8 protein-coding genes are annotated in these 18,329 nt (G+C 65.9%); 7 read left to right on the top strand and 1 reads right to left on the bottom strand.

Annotated elements, in window-relative coordinates; all coding sequences use genetic code 11:
- The first annotated feature begins 243 nt into the window (after nt 1-243).
- From GEV05_06295 to GEV05_06305, 3 genes are all read left to right on the top strand, one after another.
- The gene (locus GEV05_06295) at nt 244-5,328 is read left to right on the top strand and encodes an alpha-2-macroglobulin family protein (protein MPZ42999.1); all 5,085 of its coding nucleotides are present in this window, start codon (nt 244-246) and stop codon (nt 5,326-5,328) included.
- 242 nt (nt 5,329-5,570) lie between these two features.
- Nucleotides 5,571-7,877, top strand: coding sequence for a penicillin-binding protein 1C (pbpC, locus tag GEV05_06300; GenBank protein MPZ43000.1), 2,307 nt, complete (start codon nt 5,571-5,573; stop codon nt 7,875-7,877).
- A 798-nt stretch (nt 7,878-8,675) separates the two neighbouring features.
- Nucleotides 8,676-10,004, top strand: a complete 1,329-nt coding sequence (locus GEV05_06305; protein ID MPZ43001.1) for a sorbosone dehydrogenase family protein — start codon at nt 8,676-8,678, stop codon at nt 10,002-10,004.
- 318 nt (nt 10,005-10,322) lie between these two features.
- Here the strand turns inward: GEV05_06305 and GEV05_06310 are convergent, their stop codons facing one another.
- Nucleotides 10,323-11,825 (bottom strand): MmgE/PrpD family protein, encoded by a 1,503-nt coding sequence (locus GEV05_06310; protein ID MPZ43002.1) that lies wholly within the window; start codon nt 11,823-11,825, stop codon nt 10,323-10,325.
- Here GEV05_06310 and GEV05_06315 point away from each other — a divergent pair.
- The 4 genes from GEV05_06315 (at nt 11,769) to GEV05_06330 (ending at nt 18,034) form a co-directional block, all read left to right on the top strand.
- Nucleotides 11,769-14,159, top strand: coding sequence for a hypothetical protein (locus tag GEV05_06315; GenBank protein ID MPZ43003.1), 2,391 nt, complete (start codon nt 11,769-11,771; stop codon nt 14,157-14,159). The two genes, GEV05_06310 and GEV05_06315, sit on opposite strands and share 57 nt — an antisense overlap.
- Nucleotides 14,160-14,896: 737 nt before the next feature.
- Nucleotides 14,897-15,868: a hypothetical protein gene (locus GEV05_06320; protein MPZ43004.1), complete on the top strand. Its 972-nt coding sequence runs from the start codon at nt 14,897-14,899 to the stop codon at nt 15,866-15,868.
- A 110-nt stretch (nt 15,869-15,978) separates the two neighbouring features.
- Nucleotides 15,979-16,449, top strand: a complete 471-nt coding sequence (locus tag GEV05_06325; GenBank protein MPZ43005.1) for a hypothetical protein — start codon at nt 15,979-15,981, stop codon at nt 16,447-16,449.
- Nucleotides 16,450-16,510: 61 nt separating this feature from the next.
- Nucleotides 16,511-18,034: a tripartite tricarboxylate transporter permease gene (locus GEV05_06330; GenBank protein ID MPZ43006.1), complete on the top strand. Its 1,524-nt coding sequence runs from the start codon at nt 16,511-16,513 to the stop codon at nt 18,032-18,034.
- Nucleotides 18,035-18,329 lie beyond the last annotated feature (295 nt).

Below are 18,329 nucleotides of genomic sequence, written 5' to 3' on the forward strand. Positions count from 1 at the left end.
CGCGCCGGGCGAACGGCATCGGCCTGCATGCCGATGCGCGCCCTGCAAGGGAGGGAACGAGCGCCTCGGCAAACAAGCGCCAGCAAGTTTACCCGATTGTGTCGAGCTTCCGGAACGGCTGCAGGCCATGCACGGTTGCGCCGGAAAGCATCGCAGCCGGAGCATAATCGAGACCGTATTTCGCCATCATTGCGCGGCATGCTGCTCGAATCGCGCGCCACTGCCTGAACAACAACAACGACAATGCGTACCAAGCTCATCATCCTGGCCCTGCTGACCGCGCTGGTGCTTGCCGGCGTTCTCGTCTATCGATCGCTGGCACCCGACGCGCCGCCGGCCCCGGGTGCGGACGGCAAGTTCGTCCTGGTCGATGCGGCCGAGCGCGCGCTCGACGGCTCGCCGGCACTTTCGCTCACGTTCAGCCAGCCGCTCGATCCGCGTACCCACTACGACCGCTTCATCGAGGTATTCGAGATGCCGCCGCGCCTCGGCGAGCGCCAGCCGCGCTCCGACGATCCGGATGCGCACGACCCCGAGGCGCGAGACGCTCGAGCAGAGCGGAAGAAACCTCTCGCAGTGAGCACGGCAGCCGAAGACACCGAGGTCCGCGGCGGCAACAAGATTGCGCACGCCTGGGTGGTCGGCGAAAACCGGCGCCTGCTCTATTTTCCGCACGTCAAGCCCGAGACCCGTTACGTGGTGCGCGTGCAACCCGGGCTGACCGCCGCCGGCGGCGCGGCGCTCGATGCCGAGGCGCGCTATTCGGTGCGCACCGAGGCCGTTTCGCCCGCCTTCTACTTCGCCGCCAGGGGGATGGTGCTGCCCGCGCGCCAGAACGGGGGACTGCCGATCGTCACCGTCAACGTGCCCGAAGTCGATATTCAGTTCCTGCGCGTGCGCCCCGGGCAACTCGCGCGCTTCCTCGATCGCGTCATCACACCCGCCCGCAAAGCGAGCAACTCCGGCTCCGAACACAGCGACGAAGACGCGCACGAGGCGCGGCGCGATCTGCGCGGCGCCATCGACACCTACCACCTCGACCAGCTGCGCACACTTGCCGAGAGCGTGTACCTCGGCCGCTTTCTGGCCGAGCAAAAGCCCAACAAGCGCAGCGTCACCTATATCCCGGTCGAAGAATTGAAGGAACTCAAGGAACCCGGCATCTATGTCGCCGTAATGAGCGAGCCGGGGCGCTTTCGCTACGAATACCAGACCACGTACTTCTACGTGAGCGACCTGGGGCTGCACGTGCGCTTGTTCGATGCGTCGGCCGACGCCTATGTGAGCGCACTGACCGACGCCAAGGCGATCGCCAGCGCCGAGATTCAATGGCTCGATGCGCAAGGCAGAATCGTTGCACGCGCCGAGACCGATGCCGACGGGCGCGCGCATTTCGCCGAACGGCCGAAGAACGCGCGCGTCGTGCTGGCGCGCAAGGGCGAAAACTTTTCGCTCATCGCCTTGCGCGAGCCTGCGCTCGACCTGTCGGAATACGACGTGCTCGGCATGCCGTACAAGCCGGTGCGCCTGTTCGCCTACGCCGGGCGCGACCTCTACCGCCCCGGCGAGCACTTCGAGCTCTCGGTCGTGGCTCGCGATTTCGATGGCCGGCCGGTTCCCGAGCAACCCATCCAGGCGATACTCAAGCGTCCGGATGGGCGTACGCACTTTACGGCCAGCTGGCCGCACGAAGCCGCGTTTCCCGGTTACTACCGGCGGCGCATCGAGCTGCCCGCCGACGCGCCCACAGGCTTCTGGACACTCGAGCTGCGCGCCGATCCGGCCGACGCAGTGCCTGCGACCGTATGGCGTTTCGGGGTCGAGGAGTTCCTGCCCGAGCGCATGAAGCTGGACGTCGCCACAGCGCACGCGTTCCTCGATCCGCAACATGCGTTCGCCCTCGACGTGCGCGGCGCATATCTTTACGGCGCGCCCGCCGCCAAAAACCGTCTCCTGGCCGTGGTGCAGTACGAGCGCAGCCGCAATCCGCTCGCGGCCAAGCTTCCCGGCTTCGAGTTCGGCGATGCGAACGAGGATGGTGCGAAGACGCGCCAGGAGCTCCCGGAAGTGCGGCTCGACGCCAGCGGCAATGCCAAGCTCGAGGTCGATCTGAAGCCTGTCGCCGAACGCACGTCGCCCTTCAGCGTGCGCGCAACGCTGAGCCTGCTCGAAAGCGGCGGCCGGCCGGTCGTTCGTTCCATCGAGCGGGTGCATTGGCCGGCGCCGATCCTGCTCGGCGTGCGACCGCTGTTCGGCGACTACGCCCGGGAGAATTCTCCGGTCGAATTCGAGGTGGTGCGGGTCGATGCCACGGGCGCCATGACAGGCGTGCAGTCGGCCCCGGTGCGGCTGTTTCGCGAGGACCGCCACTACTACTGGCGCTTCGAGGATCAGCGCGGCTGGCATTCGGGCTTCACCGAAACCGAGGAGCTGGTCGAAACCGCGACCGTGACGATTCCCGCCGGCGGGCGCGGCAAGCTCATGCTGCCGGTGCGCTATGGCCGCTATCGGCTGGAGATCGCGGATCCGCAGACCGGGCTCACGCTGCGCTACCGCTTCTACGCCGGCTGGAGCGCACGCACCGACGAAGCGGCAGGTACGCGCCCTGATCGCGTCGCGCTCAAGCTCGACAAGCCCGCCTACAGCGCCGGGTCGACGGCGCAGCTCACGGTTACGCCGCCGCATGCGGGCGAGCTGCTGCTGAGCGTCGAAGGCGACCGCACGTTGTGGGTCAAGCGCATGCCGATCGCGACGAGCGGTGCGACCGTCGCCATTCCGATCGCGGCCGAGTGGCAGCGCCACGATCTGTACGTAACCGCGGCGGTGCTGCGTCCGGGCAACGAGGGCGATCGCGTCACGCCCGCGCGGGCGCTCGGTATCGTCCATGTCCCGCTCGAACGCGCGGCGCGCAAGCTCGCGGTCAGCGTGCAAGCCGCGGCCAAGACCGTGCCGGAGACGCCCCTCGAAGTGACCGTGCGCGCAGCCGAAGCGAAGAACGAAAGGGCCTTTGTCACTCTGTACGCGGTCGATGCCGGCATCCTCAACATCACGCGTTTCGCCACGCCCGACCCGCACGCGTTCTTTTTCGCCAAGCTGCGCTACGGGGCGGATCTGCACGACGTGTACGGACGCATCATCGAGAAAATGCCGGGCAGCCGCGGGCGGCTCAAGTTCGGCGGCGACAATACGCCCAAGCCCACGCGCAGCCTGCCGAAGAAGGTGAAGCTGGTGGACTTGTTCAGCGGACCGGTCGCGCTCGACGCGCAGGGCGAGGCGCGGATCTCGCTGCCGCTGCCCGATTTCAACGGTACCTTGCGCCTGATGGCGATGGTCGCCACACCGGAGCGCTTCGGCTCGCACGAGGCCGAAGTGACGGTCGCAGCCCCCTTGGTGGCGGAGCTCCTCACGCCTCGCTTCCTCACGGCGGGCGATCGGGCGACCATTGCGCTCGATCTGCACAACCTCTCCGGCGAAGCGCAAAAACTCGCCGTCGAGGTGCTCCCGGCCGAGGGACTGCGCGTCGGAGATGCGAGCCGGCGGATCGCGCTCGCGGATCAGGAAAAGGCCACGCTGCGCTTTCCGGTGGAAACGGGCAGCGCCTTCGGCTTGACCGAGGTTCGCGTCACGATCGCATCGGAGAAGATTCACCTGGAGCGACAGTTCGCGCTCGAAGTCGTGGCTGCAACGCCGCGGCAGCAGACGCGCAAGCATTTCACCGTCGCACCCGGCGAGTCGATCGAGATCCGCGCGCCCGAGCTCAACGGTTACCTTCGCGCCAGCGTGCAGGCGCATGTGGTCGTGTCGGATCAGCCGCCGATCGACGTGCGCTCCGCGCTGCGCGGGCTGCTCACGTATCCCTACGGTTGCGCCGAGCAGACCACCAGCACCGCCTATCCGCACCTGCTGATCGATGAAGCCGGCGCGGCGCGCTTCGGCCTGAAGCCCTACAGCCGCGAGCAGCGCGTGGTCATGGTCGACAAGGCGATCGGGCGTCTCAGCGCCATGCAGGCGCCCAACGGCGGCTTCAGCTTGTGGGGGCGCGTGTCCGAATACGAATACTGGCTTTCGGCCTACGTGAGCCACTTCCTGCTCGACGCACGCAGCCAGGGGTTCGGTGTGCCCAACGCGATGCACAAGCGTGCGCTCGATTTCCTCCTGCGCGGGCTGCAGGAAGGCATCTCCGGATTGCCCGCCACGACCGCCGGACAGAAGCCGATCTGGAACGAAACGGCGATCTGGAACGATCGGCGCTATGCCGGCTCGGGGCGTTTCGCCGTGCTGGCTTACGGCGCCTACGTGCTCGCGCGCGAATCAAGAGCGCCGCTCGGGACGCTGCGGCAATTGTTCGAGTCTCGCACCCTCGCTCATTCGGGCCTCGCGCTGGTGCACCTGGGCATCGCGCTGAAGCTGATGGGCGACGATGCGCGCGGCGACCAGGCGATCGCCGAGGGCTTGCGCAAACCACGTGAATCCGGCTACTGGTGGGGCGACTATGGCAGCACGCTGCGCGACGCCGCGATGTCTTACGCCTTGCTCGGCAAGCATCGCATTACGGCCGAAGGACGGGACAATCTGCTCGCCGTCATGGCGGGCGAGATGAAGCGGCCCGAGCATTGGTACAGCACGCAGGAGAAGCTCGGGTTGTTCCTCGTGGGGCGCGAGTTCGGAGACGCCCAGGCGAACATGCAATGGCGCGCGCAGTGGGACACGGCCGCTGCCAGCGAAGCCGTTGCCGCAAAGGGGTCCTGGTTCAAGGAGGTCAACGCTCTAGACCTGGCGGGCGGCATGAAGCTCACCAACTTGCACGGCTCCAAGCTGTTCGTCGAGCTCGCGTATTCCGGCCATCCGCTCGAGCTGCCAGTGGCCGAGCGCAAGGATTTCGAATTGAAACGCACGCTTTTCACCGCCGAGGGCTCGGCGCTCGGCTCGCGCCCGCTGCGGGTCGGCGAGTCGATCATCGTCCGGCTGCAGGTGAAATCACGCGGACGCATCGCCAACGGCCTCGTGGTCGATCGCATTCCCGCGGGGCTGGAGATCGAGAATCTCAATATCGTGCAAGGCGAGCGCTTCGGCGGTCTGAAGATCGAAGGCATTGACGTGGGCGAAGCCATGAAGAACCCGCGCATCCAGCACGTCGAGTTTCGCGACGACCGTTTCGTCGCAGCGGTGCGGCTCGAACGCGATACGGTGCTCTTCTACCGCGCGCGCGTCGTGACACCGGGGCGCTTCGTGGTGCCGCCGGTCTATGTCGAAGACATGTACCGGCCGCAGACGTTCGGCATCGGCGAGGGCGGCGAGGTGCTCGATGTCGTCGACGCTTCGAAATAGCAGCCAGGATTCCCTCACCCCCGGCCCCTCTCCCGAAGGGAGAGGGGTGCTTGTCTTCCCTCTCCCTCCGGGAGAGGGATTGAGGGGTGAGACCGGGAATTCGCGGACCATGGTCCGCGCCGGCCGAACGGCATCGGCCTGCATGCCGATGCGCGCACTGCAAGTGAGGGCAGCGACCTATTCGAACAGATAATCCAAAGGCACGCCTGGAATCCGGCATGAGATTCGTCCGAGCCTTGCAAATGCGCTTCGAATGGCGAAAGGTCATCCGTCGCTGGTGGCCCCTGTTGCTGGCGCTCGCGGCGCTGCTCGTGCTCGACCGCCTGTTCCCGCCGCCTGAACCCGACGCGAAGCGCCATGCGGTGGTCGTACTCGCGCGCGACGGTACGCCGCTGCGCGCATTTCCCGATCGCGATCATCTGTGGCGGCACCCTGTGTCGCTGGAGGAGGTCTCGCCGCACTACCTCGAAGCCCTGGTCGGCTACGAGGATCGCTGGTTCTGGTTCCACCCCGGGGTCAATCCGTTTGCTCTGGCGCGCGCGGCGTGGCAGCGCATGTGGCACGGACGTATCGTATCTGGGGGTTCGACGCTTACCATGCAGGTGGCGAGAATCATCGAACCGATTCCGCGCACGATCGGCGGCAAGCTGCACCAATGCGTTCGCGCGCTGCAGCTGGAGCTGCGCTACTCCAAGCGCGAGCTCCTGCGCCTGTACGTGAACCAGGCGCCCATGGGCGGCGTGATCGAAGGTGTGGAAGCGGCGAGCCGGGCGTACCTGGGAAAATCGGCACGGCGCCTGACCGATGCCGAGGCAGCGCTCCTTGCCGTGCTGCCGCAGGCGCCCTCGGCCCTGCGCCCCGACCGCCACCCGGACAAGGCACGCGCAGCGCGCGACAAGGTGCTGCGGCGAATAAGCGCACACTGGGGCGAGGCGCGCATTCGGGATGCGATGATGGAACCGGCGTATGCCGCGCCGATCCGGTATCCGATGCTTGCGCCGCTGCTGGCCGAGCGCATGCGGCGTGAAGCCGGCGGCCAGGCCCGGATCGCGACCACCATCGACGCCGCCATTCAGAGCACGCTGGAGCAGCGGCTCGCCGATCGGGCGCTTACGCTGCCGGCGCGCGTGTCGCTGGCGGCACTGGTGATCGACAACGCGTCGCTGCAAGTACTCGCCTACGCCGGCTCGGCGGACTTCAACGATCCGGAGCGCTTCAGCCATGTCGACATGGTGCAGGCCACCCGTTCACCCGGCTCGGCGTTGAAGCCCTTCCTGTACGCGTTCGCGCTCGACGAGGGGTTGATCCATTCGGAATCGCTGCTCGCCGACGTTCCGCAATCGTTCTCGGGCTACCAGCCAGGCAATTTTCAGCAATCCTTTCACGGCCCGGTAAGCGTATCGGAAGCGCTGGTTCGCTCCCTCAATGTGCCGGCGGTCGAAGTGCTGGACCGACTCGGGCCGGCGCGCTTCGTGTCGCAGCTTCGCCGCGGTGGCCTGGCGCTCGATTTTCCGCGCGATGCCGAGCCGAATCTGAGCGTCATACTCGGCGGCGCCGGTGTCACACTGGAGCAATTGACCGCCGCGTACACGGCGTTCGCCCGCCGCGGGCTCGCCGGGGAGCCTCGCTACACCCGCAGCCAGCCGCTGCGGGAAGCGCGCATGATGAGCGAAGGCGCGGCGTTCATCGTGCGCGACATGCTCGAGTCGGGAAGCTCGATCGATCGGAGCTTCCATACCAGCAATGCCGCGCAGCACCGGATCGCATGGAAGACCGGGACGAGCTTCGGATTCCGCGATGCGTGGGCCGTGGGCGTCACCGATCGGTATACCGTCGGCGTATGGGTCGGCCGGCCGGACGGCACGCCGAACCCGGGACATTTCGGCGCCAATACCGCAACCCCCTTGCTGCTCGATGTGTTCGCGGCACTGCCGGAGTCACCCGCATCCGGCAAGAGACCGCCGGCAAGTGTCACGCGCGCACCGATCTGCTGGCCGCTGGGCCTGCGCCGCTCCGCCACGCTGGAAGCCTTATGCCACGTGCAACGCACCGCCTGGCTCCTGCACGCTGCCGCGCCGCCCACCTTCCCCGATCGCGTGCGCCCGGTCGAGCCGAGATACGCGTACTACGTGACGAGCGCGGACGGGATGCGCGCGGAGCCCGATTGCGCGCGGAGTGAAGTGCATCGCGTCCAGGCGGCGCGCTGGCCGGCGCTGCTGGAGCCGTGGCTCGACCCGGCGCTGCGTCGGGGCGCCCTGCCGCCGCCGTGGCATCCCGAGTGCCGCCGGCAGACGCATGCTGCCACCGCGCTCGCGATCGTCGGCGCGGCCGACGGTGAAGTCTTGCATCGCGCCGGCGCAGCGCCCTTGGTACGGCTGGAATTGCTCGGCCCGCGCGACCCAGTGAACTGGATGGTGAACGGAACGCTGGTCGCCCGTACCAGCCCGGGCCAAGGCTACGCGCATCGCTTCACCGAGCCGGGCCGCTACGAGATCACGGCGTTCGACGACTCGGGGATGTACGATCGGATCAGCTTAAGCGTGCGCTGAAGATGGATGCGACCTCGAAGCCCGAGCCAAACGACATCGATGTCTTCCTGTTGATGCAGGACACGTTTGATCTCGGTCAGGTTACTGGAGAAGCGCGGCTTGTCTTTGAGCATGCCGCCGCGTAGTCGCATTTCGGAGCGAGCGTCTTCTGGCTTCGCCCGGCTGCGGCATTCCCCGACGAAGCACAGTCAGTCGCGGATTGGCAAATCAAGCGCGACGGGACGCGACGAGGCATCGTAGAGATTACAAGGGTCCAATCATGATTGCGAACGATCACGAGCTCAAGGTTACATTGGTCCGCATAGCGCAGTTCCAGGAACAAGTCGGGCAGCTACGCAGGACGGAAGCCAATCCGCTCAATTATCGGGCTGCCGTATCAGGATTCCTCGCGGAAATCGATCGCATGCAATTGGAGGTCCGCGAGTACCTCAGTGTCCATCCTCAGGAGCTGACAACAGCTGGCTAACCTGCCGACGCACCGCTGCACGAAGCAACGGCGCCGACCTCCCGATCGCGTGCGCCGGGCAAAACGCGATACGCGTACTTCGTGATGAGCACTTCACCCCGCCGGGCCGCCACGAGATCACGGCGCTCGACGACTCGGGGCTGTACGATCGGATCAGCTTGAGCGTGCGCTGAGTTACCTAAGCATCGCCCACGCCATCCAGAACTCCCAGCGCCTTCCTGGCGCTACCGTCTGATCCATTTGAGCGAACCGGGCATGAAGGATGCAGCCGGTGCCGCACGGTGCCGCACGGTGCCGCCGTCCTGCTCGCGTCCTCTCCGCAAGGGTTCCGCATGTCTACCGCACGACCGCTTCATCTCGCGGCATTCGCCACCGCCCTGCTCCTGGCCGCCTGCGGCGAGCGCGCGACCATCCCGGTCGAAGCGGGATACGGTCCGGATCCCAAGCTGCCCCCGCCCAATCGCACGCTCGTGCCGACAGTGCTGATCGCGCCCGCGAAAGGCTGGTCGCAGGACGCCCAACCGACGCCGGCATCCGGCTTCGCGGTTACGGCGTTCGCGCGCGAGCTGAACCATCCGCGCTGGCTTTACGTGCTGCCGAACGGCGACGTGCTAGTGGCCGAAAGCGCTCCGCCGCCGAAGGAGCAAGGCGGCATCCGCGCCTGGATCTCGAAGTTCTTTCTCGAGCGCGCCGGCTCGGCGGTGCCGAGCGCGAATCGAATCACGCTGCTGCGCGACGCCGATGGCGACGGCATAGCGGAGACTCGCCACGCCTTCATCGAAGGGCTCAACTCGCCCTTCGGCATGGCGCTTCACGACGGCCGGCTCTATGTCGCCAACACCGATGCGATCGTGCGCTTCCCCTATCGCGACGGCGATACGCGAATCGAAGCGAAGGGCAGCAAGCTCACCGATCTGCCGGCTGGCCCGATCAATCACCACTGGACCAAGAACATCCTCTTTGGCCCAGACGGCAAACGTCTGTACGCAACGGTCGGCTCCAACAGCAACGCCGCGGAGAAGGGCATGGCGGTCGAGCACGAGCGTGCGGCAATCCTCGAGATCGATCCGAGCACGGGCGCCAAGCGCGTGTTCGCTTCGGGACTGCGCAATCCCAACGGGCTCGCCTGGCAGCCGCAGAGCGGACAGCTGTGGACCGCGGTCAACGAGCGCGACGAAATCGGCAGCGACCTGGTTCCCGATTACATGACATCGGTCATCGACGGCGGCTTCTACGGCTGGCCATACAGCTACTTCGGAAGCCATGTCGACGAGCGCGTGCAGCCGCCGCGGCCGGACCTGGTCGAGCGCGCGCTCGTGCCGGACTACGCGCTCGGCGCGCACACGGCCTCCCTTGGTCTCACGTTCTACGAAGGAAAGCTTTTTCCGCCGCCCTACCTCGGCGGCGCCTTCGTCGGCCAGCATGGTTCCTGGAATCGCAACCCGCGCAGCGGCTACAAGGTCATCTTCGTGCCGTTCCAGAATGGCAAACCGAGCGGACCGCCGGAGGACATCCTAACCGGATTCGTCAACGCCTCGGGCGAAGCGCTCGGCCGTCCGGTCGGTGTTGCCATTGACCGCCATGGCGCCTTGCTGGTCGCCGACCACGTCGGGGACGCCGTGTGGCGTGTGACGCCAACCGCGACCACAGTGCGTTCCTGAGATTCGCGCACCCAGCGGCGAGACCGGTTGCCTGATCGGCTCCCGTCCCGACACGAAGAAGCGGCCGCGGTAGGTTTGGTAGGAGCGCGCACCGAGCGCACCCACATCGTGGACCGGGCGCGCACATGCACCGGGCATGCCGGATGCGCTCATTCGGGCATCCGAAATTCCATGGTCACTCGCCATGCAAACCTGCCGCCAACGATTGCTGGTCCGGCTGCCAAGACACCCGACGATCGCAGGCTATTTCTGGCTCGCGTATTTCCTGGCGATCGCCCTGCTGATCTTCAACTGAGGGAGTGGCCGAAGGCGCCCCGGCTACTGCCGGGCGAGCCGGTCGACGACCTCGGCTCCCACATCGCGCGCCTGCTCCAGTTGCCATAGGCGTCCGAGCACTTCGCTACATGCGCCACGCATGTTTCGCTTCTCGAGCATGCCGCAGAACTTTTCCTCGACTTCGGCATCGGTGATGGCGCTCTTGGCGTGTCCGGTCGGATAGCGCATCTCGGCCGTTTCGACCTCGCCCGAATCCATGACAACCGTAAGCCGGCCCGGCGCGCCATCGGGATATAGCGCAGTCAGGGCTGGATCCTCGTCGACCTTCACCTTCTGCATCAGGGCGACCACTTGCGGGTCGGTAAAGCGCGCGCGCTCGAACGAGCTCTCCGTGACCGCGCCATCGAGGAAAGCGATGGCTATCGTATAGGGTAAGCTGTGATCGGCCGTTTCATGCGTGGTCGGCGCCCAGCGCGAAGGGTCGTTGCCCATCATGTCGACCGCGGTGCGGTACGCTTCGACGCGAATCTCCTTCACCCGCTCGACCGGCAGGCGCTTGCGCATATCGAGAGCGAGCAGCACTGCCGATTGGCCGTGATAGCAAACGGGCAAGGTCTTGATGTGCGTACGCCCGACCATGCAACCGGGGTCGGGCAGATGCCATTCGAATTGTCCGGCGATGTCGAACAAACCGCCCTCGCCCTCGAAGATCGCGGTCGGACCGGTGAAGCCGTCGCGCGCAAGCAAGGCGGCGAAGACGGCATTACGCGCGGCATTGGCGCCTGCACATCCCTTCCAGCTCGACAACGGCCCGCGCCGGGTCTGCGTCATCGCCATGTTGGGCACCAGCGCGAGAGCAATCGCATTGGCGAACTGTTCGCGCTCGAGGTCGAGGAGCTTGCCGGCGCCGACCACGGCGGCGAGCACTGCATACACCGGCTGGTCCCAGCCTCGCGCGTTCCAGTCGTGGGCATCGCACAGGCTGCAGTAGATGTCATACGCAGCCGCGTTGGCCGCAATTACCGCGCGTCCATCGGCGTGCGCGATATCGGCCGCGGCGAGCACCGCGGCCGTCACGTCGCTCGGATGGCCGCGTGCCTTGCCGAGATAGGTGTCGCTGATGTCCATGAGGCGCAACATCACGCCGTTGGCGAACGCGGCGTTTTCAGGCGTCGATGCCGCGCGGCTGCCCCAGATGCGGGCCGATGGGTCGCCCTGGCTGCGACTGGCGACGGCGCGCGCCATCGCACTCAAAGGCTCGTCGAACGCACCGAGCGCGCAGCCGAGCGTATCGATCAGGCGCCGCTTGCATTCGTGCACCGCCTGCGGCGAGAGCGCCGCGTATTGCGATTGCAGTGCAAAGTCCACCAACTGAGCCGTCGTCCTATCCATGATCCGTCCTTGTCTTTTCGCCGTGCCGGAATCGTCGCCTTGCGCCGCGCGCCGGCCGCGCGGCAGATGAATGCAAAGTGAGCTTGGCCCGAAGCGATGCGCGAATATACCCTGATGCCCGGGCGCGGGTGCGAGCGCCGGCCCGGGCGGCATTGCAGTTTCGCGAAGTGGACTCGGCCGGGTGGGCGACGCAACTTCAGCCTCGCCCGCTTGGTCGAAGCCCGCTTGCAGGCGATACCCCTGCAACAGCCCCTTTATAATCGGCCCACGATTTGCCGCAACCGCCTTGCCCTCGTGCGTGCACGGGAGGTTCGCCGGGCGCAATCGACCGCAATCCAGACAGAAAGGCACGTCATGAATCTCTGGACCGAACCGCAACTGCGTTCGATCGACAAGATGCTCAATCCCAAGTCGATTGCCGTCGTGGGCGCTTCACCCAAGGGCGGCTACGGCGGACGCCTGTTCAACGCGGTGCTCAAGGCCAAGGATCGCGTCAACGTCTATCCGGTCAACCCCAACTATCCGGAAATCATGGGCGTCAAGTGCTATCCGAGCGTGAGCGAATTGCCCGAAGCGCCCGACCTGGTGAGCATCGTGGTGCCCTACGACAAGGTGCTCGACGTGCTGCAGGAGAGCCATCGCAAGGGCGCGGGTTCCGCCATCGTCATTTCCGCCGGTTTCGCCGAGCGCGGGGTCGAGTCGCGGCTCGAATTGCAACAGCGCGTGGGCGCGTTCGCGCGCGAGTCCGGGATGCGCATGGCGGGCCCCAACTGCCTCGGGCTCGCCAACGTGAAGAACGATATCTGGCCGACCGCTTCCTCGCGTACGCTCGGCGGCCTGACCGGGCCGATCGGGCTCGTCTGCCAGAGCGGCGCCACAGCGTTCGGCCCATTCCTGATACGCGCCGTGGATAGCGGCATCGGGCTGTCTTACATCATCTCCACCGGCAACGAGACCGACCTCGAATTCGCCGATTTTGCCCGCTACCTCATCGACGATCCGGATACGCGCGTGATCGCCGGCTTCGTCGAAGGCTTCAAGGACGTGCGCAAGGTGATCGCGGTCGCCGAAATGGCGGCCGAGCGCGGCAAGCCGATCGTTCTGATCAAGATCGGGCGCTCGGAATCCGGGGCGCGCGCCGCCCGCTCGCACACGGCCGCGCTGACCGGAGCGGATGCGTTGTACGACGCCGTCTTCGAGCAATACGGCATCATCCGCGTACAGGACTACGACGACCTGCTCGAAACCTCGCACCTGCTCGCGCATCAGCGCAAGCCGAAGCGGCGCGGCATCGCCGTGGTGTCGCATTCCGGCGGCATCAGCTCGCTGACCGCCGACATGTGCGGGCTTGCGGGACTGGACCTGCCGCCGCTGAGCGACAAGGCGCGCGACGGCATCAACGCGGTCGTGAAGGAATTCGGCTGGGCGGCGAATCCGGCCGATGTCACCGGGTTCTCGCGCAGCGAGCAGTTTCCGCAAATCATGCAGCACATGATCGACGAGCCGGACGTGGGTACGCTGGTGGTCGCGAGCGCAGGCGCCGGCAACCAGGTCGATCAGGTGATCGAGCTGCGCGACCGCAGCGACAAGAACGTGGCTTTCTTCTGGACCGCGAGCCGCGGCGACAAGGGTCCGTTGGCGAAGCTAAAGAGCGCCGACATTCCCATCTTCTACACACCGGCCAAGCTCGCGGGCGGACTCAAATCCCTGCTCGACTATCACGACTGGCGCGATCGCAGGCTCGCAGGCGAGAAGGCGCAGGTGGCGCCGCCCACGCCGGAGCAGATGCACATGATCGAGCGCCTGGGCGCGTTGGGCAGGCCGGGTCTTTCCGAGAGCGAAAGCAAGCAGGTCCTGGCCGCGTGGGGTATCGCGGGCACGCGCGAGGTGGTGGCCCAGTCGGCGGAGGCGGCGGTCGACGCCGCGCAGCGGCTCGGCTATCCGGTGGCGCTGAAGGTCGATTCGCCCGACATCGCGCACAAGACCGAGGCCGGCGTGGTCCGGCTCGGGCTCGGCGATGCGGACGCGGTGCGCAAGGCGTACGACGAGATTACGGCCAATGCCGTCACCCACGCGCCGAACGCGGCCGTTGCCGGCGTGCTGGTGCAGGAAATGGTGGCCGGCGCCGCCGAGGTGATCGTCGGCATCTCCTACGACGCCCAGCTCGGGCCCATGTTGCTCTTCGGCAGCGGCGGGATCATGGTCGAAGTCTTCAACGACGTCGCCCATCGCCACTGCCCCATCACGCGTGCACAAGCCCACGAGATGATCGCCGAGGTGAAGGGCGCGAAACTGCTGCGGGGATTTCGTGGCCGCCCTGCCGCCGATGTCGATACGCTCGCCGATACGCTGGTGCGCGTTTCGCATCTGGCCGTCCATCTCCAAGGCAAGCTCGCGGAGCTCGACATCAACCCGCTGATGGTGCTTCCAACCGGGGTGAAAGCAGCCGATGCGCTGATGGTGCTGCGCTCGGACGGGGGTTCGTAGACCTTCCCCTCCCTCGACGAGGAGGGGAAATCTTGAACTTCCCCTCCTCGTCGAGGAGGGGTGGCGGCGCAGCCGACGGGGTGGTGGTGTAATCAACGGGCTGGGGTGTAATTCCGCGTTCTCGAACCACCCCCTCCGCGCACAGCGCGTCGAGCCCCTCCTCGACGAGGAGGGGAGAACTTGACTCCCCCTTCGTCGAGGGGGGAAATCTTGAGCGTCCCTCTTCTCGTCGAGGAGGGAGATCCTGAACCTCCCCTCCTCGTCGAGGAGGGGTGGCGCGAAGCGCCGGGGTGGTCTGGTTCGAAACGTCGAGGAGGGGTGGTGCGAAGCGCCGGGGTGGTCAGCGTGTGAGTATTGCTACCCGGAAAGACTCCGCTCGCTCGCAGCGCGCTTCTGCGTATCGAGCTGCGCGCACGCTTCGGCAGTCGCGAGCACGACGATGGTCCATTCGTCCACCGATACATCGATCATGCGCCCGTCGAGCGATACCGCAACCGATCACGCTCGACCGAATGAGCGGCACGCCCCGCACTCATGTTCATATCCAGTTGAAGAGGACTCGCGGTTTCCTTTTTTCCCGATGCGCTATAGCATCGGGAACCTGCCGCGAACGAATCCGCGGCACCGCGTGAGCTCGATTCCAGTAGGTGGACCCTCTCGAAGACGATTACACGCGGATAGCGCCGACACCGCGAGATTCACACACCTATTTTTTGGAACATCAGGGAGAAGTGGTCATGACGTCGACCCGCACAGCATTCAGCATCACCCTTGCCGCAGCCGCGCTCGCCATCGCCGCGCCGCAGGCACAAGCGCAGAAATCGTTTCCATCGCGGCCGATCGAGCTGATCGTGCCGTTCGCGCCGGGCGGCGGCAGCGGCATCACGGCCGAGATCATGAAGAAGGCGATCAGCGACGAAAAGCTCTCGCCGCAGCCGGTGAACATCACCTACAAGCCGGGCGCCTCGGGCCAGGTGGGATGGACTTATCTTGCAACCCGCAAAGGCAACGCGCACACGATTGCGACCGCCACCCAGTCGTTCAGCTACGGGCTGGTGCAGAAGCAGATGCAGGTCGGAGCGGAGGCATTCACGCCGATCGCCATGATGCTGGTCGACACGCAATTGATGGCCACGCACCCGCAGTCGGGCATGAAGTCGATGAAGGACCTGATCGACAAGCTGATGAAGGATCCCAATTCGGTCAAGGTCGGCGGCACGGGATCGGCCGGCTCGGATGCCAACGTCGCCCTCATGATCAACAGCGCCGCCAAGGTCAAGATCAACTACATCCCGTTCAAGAGCGGTGGCGAAGTCAACGCAGCGATCCTCGGCGGACACGTCGACGCGGCGCTCGGCAATCCGAACGAGCTTGCCGGCTACGTGCAGGCCGGGAAGCTCGTGCCCCTGGTGGTGTTTTCCGACAGCCGCATCCCGGCGCTGAAGGACGTGCCGACCATGAAGGAACTGGGCTACGACGTCGTTTCGCGCTCCACGCGCGGCGTGCTCGCACCGGCGGGCATCTCCAAGCAGGAAGAGCAGTTCCTGGTCGACATGATGCGCAAGATCACCGAGTCGAAGGGCTGGGCCGAATACGCGCAAAAGAACATGATGACCGTCAAGTTCCTCGGCGGCGCGGACTACGCGAAATATCTTGCCGACGAGCGCGCGCAGCTGACAAAGAACCTGAAGGCGCTGGGCAAGCTCTGAGGTCCACCGCTCGCCCTCGCGTGCGGGCCAAGCGCAGACCGGGAGGATGTGCGGACTGCGCTTTTCCGCAGCCAAGGGCCTTGCCGCCAACGCTTGGGATACCTGACGTGATGGCCATGAACAAAGCCGAAGCGATTGCGGGCGCGCTGGTCTTCGGAACCGGTCTCCTGCTGCTGTTTTATGCCAACCTGCTCGAATACACCGTGGAGAATGTGCCGGGGCCCGGTTTCCTTCCCCTGTGGCTGGGAATCGGCATCGTGACCACGGGCGTGATCCTCACGGCGAAGGCATTTCGTCCTGCCCTCGTCCATGCCGAGCGCATCGAGTGGCCGCAGCGTCCCGGCTGGATCCAGATCGCGGTCATGCTCGGCAGTCTCGCGGCGGCCCTGTACGTGCTCGAGCCGCTTGGCTTCGTGCTGACCGCGTCGCTTTTCATCGCCTGCCTCATGTTCTCGCTCGGGGTGCGCGCGTGGCCGAAGCTCATCGGCGTGCCGATCGTTGCCGCCGTCGTGCTCCACCTGGTGTTCGTGGTATGGCTCGGCGTACCGCTGCCCATGGGCGTGCTGTCGTTGACCGAGTGAGCGCACCGATCCGCCGCATAAGAGGCAGGCCGCCGAGCCGAACAAAGGGAACCCCGACGACATGGATCTGCTCCATCACCTGAGCCTCGGCTTTTCCATCGCGCTCGCCCCGATCAACCTGTTGTTCGTCACGGTGGGTGTGACCATCGGCACCCTGATCGGCGCGCTGCCCGGCATCGGTCCCGTAGCCGGGCTGTCGATCCTGATCCCGCTCGCGTTCGGCATGGACCCGACGGGTGCCATGATCCTCATGTGCGGCGTGTATTACGGCTGCATGTACGGGGGCACGATCACTTCGGTGCTCATGAACGTGCCCGGCGAATCCTCGTCGATCATGACCTGCCTGGACGGCAACGTCATGGCAAAGCAGGGCCGCGCCGGTCCCGCGCTCACCATCGCCGCGATCGGATCGTTCGTCGCCGGCACCTTCAGCGTCGTCATGCTGACGCTGCTGGCGCCGCCCCTGGCGGAGGCCGCGCTGAGCTTCGGACCGCCGGAGTACTTCGCGCTGATGCTGCTTGGGCTCTCGGCCATCACCGGCCTCACCGGCAAATCGCGGGCAAAAGGCTACGCGATGGGCCTGACCGGCCTGGCGATCGCCACCATCGGGCTCGATCCAATGGGCGGCGTGCCGCGCTTCACCGCCGGCCATCTCGAGCTCATGGACGGCGTCGGATTTCTCCCGATCGCGGTCGGCATGTTCGGGTTGGGGTCGGTGCTCGCGATGATCGAACGGCCGACGAAGATCGAGATCATGAAAACGCGCCTGCGCGAGATGCTGATCACGCGCCAGGATCTGAAGGACAGCGCCATGCCGATCGTGCGCGGCAGCATCATCGGCTTCGCCATCGGCATCCTGCCCGGAGCGGGGGCCACGATCGCGACCTTTCTCGCCTACGCGGCCGAGAAGAAGATGTCGAAGCGGCCGGAAAAGTTCGGAACCGGGATCATCGAAGGGGTCGCCGCACCGGAAGCGGCCAACAACGCCTCCACCGGAGGCGCGATGATTCCACTCCTCACCCTCGGCATCCCGGGATCGGGCACCACGGCCGTCATGCTCGGCGTGCTCACGTTGTTCAACCTGCAGCCGGGGCCGCTGCTCTTCACCAAGAATCCCGACTTCGTCTGGGGCCTGATCGCCTCGATGTACATCGGCAATGCGATGCTGCTGGTGCTCAACATTGCTTTCGTGCCCGTGTTCGTCGCCCTGCTGCGCATTCCCTACACGGTGCTCGCGCCCCTGATCGCGATTTTCTGCCTGGTGGGTGTCTACAGCGTCAACTACAGCATGCTCGATCTGTGGATCATGCTGTCCTTCGGACTCGTCGGCTATTTCGCCAACAAACTCGAGTATCCGCTCGCACCGCTCGCGCTCGGGCTGGTGCTCGGCGGCTACGTCGAGGTATCGATGCGACAATCGCTGAAGATGTCCGAGGGTGACCTGACGATTTTCTTCACGCGCCCCATCGCCACCACGCTGATGGCTGCGGCCGTCGCCGTCTGGCTCTGGCCGTTCATCGCGAAGCTCTTCAACCGCGGGAGTCCGAGCGACGGCTTGCCTGTCGCCGCGGACAAGCGCGGTTGAGCGGCGAAGCGACGATCAAGGCATCGCTACCTCGCCCGCTGCTGTAAATCCCTCCTTACCAAAGAGGGGCGGGACGCGACGATGTCGCGGACGGGGTGGTCCACGATCGAAAACCACACCACCCCGGCGCTTCGCGCCACCCCTCCTCGTGAGCAGTATTAGCCCGCAGGCGGGCAGGCGCGGCTAAGAAACCTGGTTGGGTTTCTTGAGAGCATCCCAGGCCCTTGGTCGGGCCCGGCGTAGGCAGAGAAACATCGATGCGCTACAAGGTGAACGGCAGCGCCGAGATGACCGA

Source organism: Betaproteobacteria bacterium (genome assembly GCA_009377585.1).
Classification (GTDB): domain Bacteria; phylum Pseudomonadota; class Gammaproteobacteria; order Burkholderiales; family WYBJ01; genus WYBJ01.

What these genes read in the sequence shown, in the direction of transcription:
- GEV05_06295 (MPZ42999.1), top strand. Translation starts at nt 244, where the DNA reads ATGCGTACCAAGCTCATCATCCTGGCCCTGCTGACCGCGCTGGTGCTT.
- pbpC (MPZ43000.1), top strand. Translation starts at nt 5,571, where the DNA reads ATGCGCTTCGAATGGCGAAAGGTCATCCGTCGCTGGTGGCCCCTGTTG.
- GEV05_06305 (MPZ43001.1), top strand. Translation starts at nt 8,676, where the DNA reads ATGTCTACCGCACGACCGCTTCATCTCGCGGCATTCGCCACCGCCCTG.
- GEV05_06315 (MPZ43003.1), top strand. Translation starts at nt 11,769, where the DNA reads ATGCGCGAATATACCCTGATGCCCGGGCGCGGGTGCGAGCGCCGGCCC.
- GEV05_06310 (MPZ43002.1), bottom strand. Translation starts at nt 11,825, where the DNA reads ATGCCGCCCGGGCCGGCGCTCGCACCCGCGCCCGGGCATCAGGGTATA.
- GEV05_06320 (MPZ43004.1), top strand. Translation starts at nt 14,897, where the DNA reads ATGACGTCGACCCGCACAGCATTCAGCATCACCCTTGCCGCAGCCGCG.
- GEV05_06325 (MPZ43005.1), top strand. Translation starts at nt 15,979, where the DNA reads ATGGCCATGAACAAAGCCGAAGCGATTGCGGGCGCGCTGGTCTTCGGA.
- GEV05_06330 (MPZ43006.1), top strand. Translation starts at nt 16,511, where the DNA reads ATGGATCTGCTCCATCACCTGAGCCTCGGCTTTTCCATCGCGCTCGCC.